The 7972-nt window shown below is 58.6% G+C and carries 8 protein-coding genes; 5 read left to right on the forward strand and 3 right to left on the reverse strand.

All coding sequences use genetic code 11. The features are described 5' to 3' along the window. A partial coding sequence (gene hemH, locus NW856_RS10045; RefSeq protein WP_414400098.1) for a ferrochelatase occupies positions 1-714 on the reverse strand: 714 nt, incomplete at its 3' end. Between the two features lie 257 nt (positions 715-971). Beyond that, positions 972-1439 (reverse strand): hypothetical protein, encoded by a 468-nt coding sequence (locus tag NW856_RS10050; RefSeq protein ID WP_414400087.1) that lies wholly within the window; start codon positions 1437-1439, stop codon positions 972-974. Between the two features lie 305 nt (positions 1440-1744). Between NW856_RS10050 and NW856_RS10055 the strand changes: the two genes are divergently transcribed. The 5 genes from NW856_RS10055 (at position 1745) to NW856_RS10075 (ending at position 6359) form a co-directional block, all read left to right on the forward strand. Then, positions 1745-2236: a Tic20 family protein gene (locus NW856_RS10055; protein ID WP_414400088.1), complete on the forward strand. Its 492-nt coding sequence runs from the start codon at positions 1745-1747 to the stop codon at positions 2234-2236. A gap of 92 nt (positions 2237-2328) precedes the next feature. After that, positions 2329-2880, forward strand: a complete 552-nt coding sequence (gene moaC / locus NW856_RS10060; RefSeq protein ID WP_414400089.1) for a cyclic pyranopterin monophosphate synthase MoaC — start codon at positions 2329-2331, stop codon at positions 2878-2880. Beyond that, on the forward strand, positions 2874-4784 hold the full coding sequence (locus NW856_RS10065; protein WP_414400090.1) for a hypothetical protein: 1911 nt from the start codon (positions 2874-2876) through the stop codon (positions 4782-4784). Before moaC ends, NW856_RS10065 begins: the two co-directional genes overlap by 7 nt. Beyond that, the gene (locus NW856_RS10070) at positions 4778-5782 is read left to right on the forward strand and encodes an alpha-E domain-containing protein (protein ID WP_414400092.1); all 1005 of its coding nucleotides are present in this window, start codon (positions 4778-4780) and stop codon (positions 5780-5782) included. Before NW856_RS10065 ends, NW856_RS10070 begins: the two co-directional genes overlap by 7 nt. Positions 5783-5798: 16 nt before the next feature. Next, positions 5799-6359 carry a gamma carbonic anhydrase family protein gene (locus NW856_RS10075; RefSeq protein ID WP_414400094.1) on the forward strand — a complete coding sequence of 187 codons (561 nt, stop codon included), beginning with the start codon at positions 5799-5801 and terminating at the stop codon, positions 6357-6359. A 21-nt stretch (positions 6360-6380) separates the two neighbouring features. On the opposite strand, the gene NW856_RS10080 is transcribed toward NW856_RS10075, so the two are convergent. After that, entirely contained in the window at positions 6381-7838 is a 1458-nt protein-coding gene (locus NW856_RS10080; RefSeq protein ID WP_414400096.1) for a circularly permuted type 2 ATP-grasp protein, read from the reverse strand. Positions 7839-7972: the final 134 nt, after the last annotated feature.

The following is a 7972-nucleotide window of genomic DNA, read 5'->3' on the forward strand; positions in this document are numbered from 1 at the left end:
CCGGCTTTGATAGGAGAGGGTGTGGTCATTGGGGCGTCCCACCTGCTTCCAGATCAGCCGCACGCAGGCTTCCATTTCCCGTTGGTAGGGATCCCCGGCCTCGGTGACATAGCTTTCGGGAATGCCATGGGCGCTGAACAGCACATGCACCCCTTCGGGCTCGGCAAATCCATCCAACTGTTCCCGAATTGCTCTGGCCATCGCCTGCACGTACTGAGGCTGATCGTACCAGGAGCAGATCTGGCAGCGCTCGATGCATGCCAGCTCCGGATCTTCAGCCCAGAGCCGATCCAGCAGCTTAAAGCTGGATCCCGTCGTGCTGATGGAATACTGCGGGTAAAGCGGCAGCACCACCAAGCGGGTGATCCCATCCGACTTGATCTGCTGCACCACCGACTCGATCAGCGGATGCCAGTAGCGCATGGCAACATACACCGGCACGTCATAGCCCTCAGCCACCAGGTGGGCCTGCAGTTCTCGCGCTTGCTCAGCAGTAATGCGCCGCAAGGGGGATCCCCCCCCAATGGCCGCGTAGTTGCGGCGGGATTTTTCGGCCCGCAGTGTGGAGATGGCCCAGGCGAAGGCCCGCTGCAAGAAGGGAAACGGCAGCCGGATCAGCTCGGGATCGGCAAACAGATTGTAAAGAAAGGGCTGCACATCGGCCTGGGTCTCTGGCCCCCCCAAGTTCAGCAGGAGCACGCCGCTTTTGGACATAACAAAGCTCATTGCGTTGGCGGTGCGGAGCACCATGTTCTTCTTTATCCACTATCCCACAGCGGGAAAGTGACCTTAAGTTTTTTTGCAGTCTTTCTCAGCTTTCCCCTCAGGAGAAACCACCCGCACCCAAACCTACAAGTCCAATCCGGAGACTCCGTCCCGCTGTCGCGAACAAAGTCCAAAAAGGGATCCCCACCCACTGCAGGGATCCCCAGCCTTAAAACTCCACTGTCGTGCAGAGCAGCAGAGCGGTGTTAAAACTCTCGACCTCGGTAAACCCGCTGCAGGGCCGGAGTGACCGGATAGCAATCGACATCGGCCAGGCTCAACTTCAAGCGCAGCGCATTAAGAAGTCTCCAGTAGGGGGGCACAAAAGCCTTTTCAGGGATGGGTTGGACGGCAGGAGAGGGATCCCCAGGTCGGGCAACCGTCTCCATGGGGCAGCCGCGGTAGCGGAGCGGACGGGATCCGAGGTGAGCTGAGCGCAGATCTCGGCTGGGATCCACCGTCAAGCCGCGAAACTGGATCGCCCCCGGACGAGAGGCTTCCCGATAGCGCAGATAGCCTGCCCACACCTGGGCAATCCACTCCGGCAAAGCTTCGGGCCGAATGTGATAGCGCTCCGGCAACAGACGGTCGTTGAGAAAACCAATGAGCCCAGACCAAACTTGCCAGAGGAAAGCTCCGACAACGCCAGCAGCGGGAGACAATGAAATCTTCATGGTGGAAGCTGAAAAATGTAAAGAACCCAAAAAACCGGTATGCAGCCAGGATTTGCCGTTGATTATATCAGCCTGGATTCATCGGAGCGCTCACTCTGAACGTTTTGGCCTCCAGTTTTTCTGCTCACTGGAAAGCAGAAGCCGGCTTGCGGCCAAGCGCGTTGAGCCACCCAAATCCATCGACTACAATAGGCCCAAGGCTTGGGTGTTGCTTTCTCTCTCTGAATCTTTAGCTGGTGGGGATCCCAGAAGCGCACCGACAAGCCAGCTCCAGTAACCATTGCACCTATGGGGATCGACGGATTATGACCTGGCGCGGCGACATCACTCCCATCAATCGGCTGTGGGGATCCCTTCCCTACCTTTTGCCTTTGGTATCGGCTCTGCCCTTGGGCTTTTTGCCCTCTGGGTTGTTTCAATCTCTGCCAGGGCTGATCCCCATTTTTGCGCCTCTATTTCGTCTGGTGCCCCTGGCCATGGGCTGGCTGGGAATGGGGGTGTGTTTGGCTCTCCTGTTCCTGGTGATCCGCAACACCCGCGTAGCCCATTTTGTTCGCTTCAACACCATCCAGGCGCTCTTGCTCAACATTGCCTTGTTCTTGGTGCAGGTGCTGATGCAGGCGTTTGGCATGCTCTTTGGCAGCCTTGGTCTGGCGGCGATGGTCAGCATTTTGGCCACCACGGCTCTCTTGGGGGTGATTGCCATCACCGTCTACGCCTGGGTGCAAAACATTCGCGGCCACTACGCCGAGGTGCCGGTGCTCTCTGATGCCGCCTACGCCTGGATTCGCTACTAGTTGTCAAGTCCCTGCGGGTCTGGTTGCCGATTTGCCGACCTCATCGGAGCCTAAGCCAACTCTTCAGCTCTCAAGGATTGTGGGAGGCCGGGGTGCCATCGGATTCGAGTTCTAGTCGCGCCAGCAGGACAGAGTCCTTTGTTGGCCAAACCCTCACCCACCTGGACGCCTCTGGCCGAGTACAGATGGTGGAAGTAGGAGATAAGCCCACGGTTGCCCGTTTGGCCACTGCCCAAGGGCAGGTACGCATGTCAGAAACGACTTTGCAGGCTATTCTGGCCGGTCAAGGGCCCAAAGGGAATGTGGTGGAAACGGCCCGGCTGGCCGGGATCATGGCTGCCAAGCGCACCGCCGATCTGATCCCGCTGTGTCATCCTCTCCCCTTGAGCAGCGTCACCGTGGATCTGAATCCGGATCCCCATCTGCCCGGCTTTCTGATCACCGCTACAGTGAAAACCAACGCCCAAACAGGGGTGGAGATGGAGGCTTTGACAGCAGTTTCGGTGGCCGCCCTCACCCTATACGACATGGCCAAGGCCTTGGAGAAGACGATGGTGATCGAACACATCCGGCTGCTGCGCAAGTATGGGGGGAAGTCTGGGCCTTTCGAGGCAGAGGATCGGGATAACGCCGAGAAATGCTGAAAGCTTTGCAACAACCAGAGAGGGGTGTTGGGCTAGGGTTGTTGGCGGGCATTGGGGTGCTGCTCTGGCCCATGCTGCGCCAGGGCTATCCCATGACTCACTCCACTCACTTCAACCTCAGTTGGGCCTTTCAGTATCAACGACAGTTTTTCGGCGGGCAGTTTTACCCCCGCTGGCTGGAGTATTCCAACTTCGGCTACGGCAATCCTACCTTTGCCTTTTACCCCCCTCTGTGCATGGTGGCCCCTCTGCCGTTTCGCCTGCTGGAGCTGGATATGCCCGGATCCCTGGTGGCCAGCATGGGCTTGGCGATGGCGGTCTTTGGCGCAGGGCTGTATGCCCTTCTCCGGCAACTTATCCCCTGGGCTTGGGCTCTGGTTTTGGCTCTGGCGGGTATGGCCGGCCCCTATTGGCTGGTGGATATCTATCAACGGGGGGCAATGGGGGAAGTGTGGGCCATTGCTGTCTCTCCCTGGATTTTCTGGGCCTCAGTCCAGGTGATCTGCCGGCCCCAGTCCCTTTGGCCGATTGTGGCCTTGGCCATCAGCTATGGCCTGTTGGCCCTATCTCACTTGCCCACTTTGCTGGTCTTTACGCTAACTTGGCTGCCTCTGCCTTGGGTGCTGGGCCGCTGGGATCCCCTCTGGCCCAGGGTGGGGCGCTGCTACTTGGGGTTTGGGCTGGGGCTGGGGTGGACGGCGTTTTATCTGCTGCCAGCCTTTTGGGATCAGCGCCTCATCCAGGTGGAGTTGGTGAATTTTGTCGAAGAGTACATGCCCCAACATCGCCTGATGCTGAGTGGGCTGACCCAGCTCCAGCCACAACTGACGCAGCACTGGTTTGAAAGCGGCCTGGTAGGGTACTGGCTCTGGATGGTAGCCGTTGTCTTGGGTGTTGGAATCCTGATTCTCCCAACTTGGCTGGCCCGCAGGACAAGGGGGATGACCCCAATCCATTCCGCTCGTGCTGGCGAGACGGAGTCCCATGGTGCCTTAGAATCCTCTGCTCCCCTGGCCAAAGCCATCCTGCTCTACAGCTTGGGGGCCAGCTTGGTGGCCCTGCTGATGATGACGGATTTGCTGGGTTGGCTCTACGAGTGGATTTTGCCCCTGCGGCGCATTCAGTTTTCTTGGCGCTGGATGGCGGTGACGGCGGTAACCGTGCCCTGGCTGTTGGGATCCCTGGCCGCCTGGGGGTGGGGACAAAAGGGCTGGAGGATCCTCTTGATTGTGGGGATAGGTCTGGCCATGGGGATACAAAGCTGGCAGGGCTGGCAGGTCTTGTCCAGAGCCTGGTTTGACCCCCAGACCATCCAAACTTTTCAAGAGCTGTCTGCCGCCAAGCCATTTCCCAATGAGCCCCAGCAGCGACCGGGCATCGCTTTTCTTCACTGGCACTGGATCTTTCCCGATGGGCTGGCGCTGGTGGATGTGCTGGAATACCGACCTCGCCAAGCAACTCTGCCCATGCCGCCCCCAGAGGTGGATCCGCTGCTGCGGTGGCAGGGGGACGTAGTGGATTTTGGACAAGAGCAAGGCAATCTGGAGCCACTGTTGGAAGTGGAACGGTGGAGCTATGGCTATCGTCGTTTTCGGGCCGTTAACCCCACTGCTCAGGACCGATGGGTAGTCCTGCGCACGTTTTACTACCCTGCTTGGCGGGTACAGGTGGATGGTCGCCTCACATCTGCCGAGCACAATGGACTGGGGCTGTTGCAGGTGCGGATCCCGCCGGGGGATCATCGCGTGCAGGTGCGCTATCTGGGTACTGCAGCCGAGTGGATGGGGTGGATCTTGACCGGCCTGACGGGGGTGCTGCTGGTGAAGCTGCGGCGGCTGCTCCGCCTGCTGGGTTTGAACGGAGCGCAGAGACAAGAAACTCCAGAGGAGGTAACAGCATGCTGAGTCGCGTGGCCGATTCCATCTACTGGCTCAACCGCTACGTGGAGCGCGCCGAGAACATCGCCCGCTTCATCGATGTCAATCTCAACCTCATCCTAGACTTGCCCAGCGGTCCCGCCCAGCAGTGGGATCCCATTGTCTACACCACTGGGGATCAGGAGCTGTTTTACCAACGCTATGGCCAGGCAACCCAAGAAACAGTCATCCAGTTCCTGGCTTTTGATAGGGATTACCCCAACTCCATCCTTTCCTGTTTGCGGCTGGCGCGGGAAAATGCCCGCTCTGTGCGGGAGGTCATTTCTTCAGAAATGTGGGAGCGGGTCAACCGCTTTTATTTGATGGTCAAAGAAGCGGCTCAGCAAGGCCCCCACCTGAGTCAGCTCCATGATTTTTTCACGGAAGTGAAGCTGGCCAGCCACCTATTCGCCGGGGTGATGGATGCCACCATGACCCACGGGGAAGGTTGGCACTTTGGCCAGATTGGCCGTCTTTTGGAGCGGGCAGACAAAACGGCGCGCATTTTGGACGTTAAGTATTTTATCTTGCTGCCCTCTCTGCAGTATGTGGGTACGGCTTTGGATGAGTTGCAGTGGATTGCTTTGCTGAAGTCGGCCAGTGCTTATGAAATGTACCGGAAATACAGCCGCCAGCACCGCATCAATCCCAGAGAGGTGGCCTCTTTCCTGATTTTGGATCGGCAATTTCCCCGCTCTATTCAGTTTTGTCTTATTCACGCAGATCGATCCCTGCACCAAATCACCGGCACCCCAGCCGATACCTGGCGGGATCCCAGCGAGCGAGCTTTGGGCCGCCTGCGTTCTGAGCTGGACTACCTGACCATCGACGATATTATGGAGCAGGGCTTACATGAGTTTCTCGACAAATTGCAGCTACAAATGAACCATGTTGGCGATTGTATCTACGAAACTTTCTTTGCCACTCGCCCCTTGCAACCGTCTGAATCCCCTCTACTCTCTCAACGTCAAGCCCAACTGACATGAACGGCCTCGACTCTAAATGCAACGAGAAAAACAGGACACCTGGCCAATTGGGCTGGATCGGCAGCCGACGGGAGTAGATGAGGCAGCCTTTATTGCCGCCAATGCCACACTGATCGGCGATGTCCAACTTGCGGAAGCGGTGAGCATCTGGTACGGGGCCATCTTGCGGGGGGATCTCTCGCCCATTGTCATTGGCCGCCGCAGCAATATCCAAGATGGAGCCATTCTGCACGGGGATCCCGGACAGCCGACCCTGGTTGGCGAGGAAGTGACCATAGGCCATCGAGCAGTCATCCACAGTGCCCACATCGAGGGGGGATGTCTGATCGGGATTGGGGCCATTATCTTGAACGGGGTCACCATCGGGGCAGGCAGCATGGTGGGAGCTGGAGCAGTGGTCACCCGGTCTGTGCCACCTCGCTCTTTGGCGGCGGGGATCCCGGCTAAGGTTATCCGCACCCTCACCGAGGAAGAGGTCAAGCAACTGGGCCTTCACGCCCAGCACTACGTGGATCTGGCGCTTCAACATGCCAGCCGCTTTGGCCGGTGGAGCAGAGGTTCGGGCGAGCGGCTCTGAACCTATTTTGCAAGCCGTCTCTCAACAGCCGGGATCCGCGCAGAGCACCCAGGTATCTTTGCTGCCGCCCCCCTGGGAGGAGTTCACCACCAGAGATCCCTTCTTGAGGGCGACGCGGGTCAGCCCCCCTGGGTGAACGTAGATCTCTTTGCCGTAGAGGATATAGGGCCGCAAGTCCACATGACAGGGTTCTAGACGGGGGCCTTCTCCCCGATCCACCAAGGTGGGCACGCGAGAAAGGCACAGGGTGGGTTGGGCGATGTAGTTGCGCGGCTGGGCGCGGATTTTCTCGGCAAAAGCAGACCGCTCTGCCGGTGTAGCCTGGGATCCCATCAGCATGCCATAGCCGCCTGACTCGTTGGCTGCCTTCACCACCAGCTTGTCCAGGTTTTCCAGTACGTACGCCTGATCCTTAGGATCCCAGCAGAGGTAGGTGGGCACGTTGGGCAAAATGGCCTCTTCTCCCAGGTAGTAGCGGATCATCTGCGGCACATAGGCGTAGATCACCTTGTCGTCCGCCACCCCCGTTCCCAAAGCGTTGGCGATCGCCAGCCGCCCCGACCGATAAACCTCAAACAGGCCCGGAACCCCCAGTAGAGAATCGGGGCGAAAGGCCAGCGGATCGATGAAGTCATCGTCGATGCGGCGGTAGATCACATCCACCCGCTGCAGCCCTTTGGTGGTGCGCATTTGCAAATAGCCATCGGCCACCACCAGATCCCGCCCTTCCACCAGCTCCACCCCCATCTGCTGGGCGAGGAAAGAATGCTCGAAGTAGGCGGAGTTGTAGATGCCGGGGGTGAGCACCACCACCGTTGGGTTGGCTAGGTGCGGCACCAGGTTAAGCAGAGTATCCAACAAATGGCTAGGGTAGTCGTCCACCGGGCGGATCCCCATGGTGTTGAACAGGGAGGGAAAGGTGCTTTTCATCACCCGCCGATTTTCCAGCACATAAGAGATTCCCGACGGACAGCGCAGGTTGTCTTCCAGCACGTACCAAGTTCCGTCCCGATCCCGCACCAGGTCGGTGCCGGTGACGTGGCACCAAATTCTCCCCGGTGGGTTGAGCCCCACACAGGGCCGCAGAAATCCCTTGGCCGTTTCGATCAGCTCGGCAGGGATCACCCCATCCTTAAGGATCTTCTGGTCGTGATAGACATCGTCGATGAACAGGTTGAGGGCGTGGATGCGCTGCTTAAGGCCCTTCTCCAGCCGCTGCCACTCGGAAGCCGAGACGATGCGGGGAATGATGTCAAAGGGGAAAATTCGCTCCGTGCCCTGGCTATCGCCATAGACGTTGAAGGTCACCCCCATCTGAAAGAGGGCCGCCTGTGCTGCCGCTTGCCGCTGCTGCAGTTCCCCTTCTTCCAGAGAATGAATGCGCTCAATCAACGGGATCGCCTCAGGACGGGGCTGGTTACGCCCCAAAAACAGCTCGTCGTAAAACCCCTCGCCCGGGTCGTAGGCATCAAAACGCACGTCTGGGATCCCTGGAACGCTATCATCTTCTTCTACTTCTTCTACTGTTGGCGGCTCTGGATCTGCATAGTGTGCTTTCAGCTACTTTTAGCCTGGTAAAAAGAAAGGACTCCGTCCCGCTGACGCGAAAGGAC

It is taken from the genome of Synechococcus sp. R3-13 (genome assembly GCF_047462195.1).
In the GTDB taxonomy this organism is placed as follows: domain Bacteria; phylum Cyanobacteriota; class Cyanobacteriia; order Thermostichales; family Thermostichaceae; genus Thermostichus.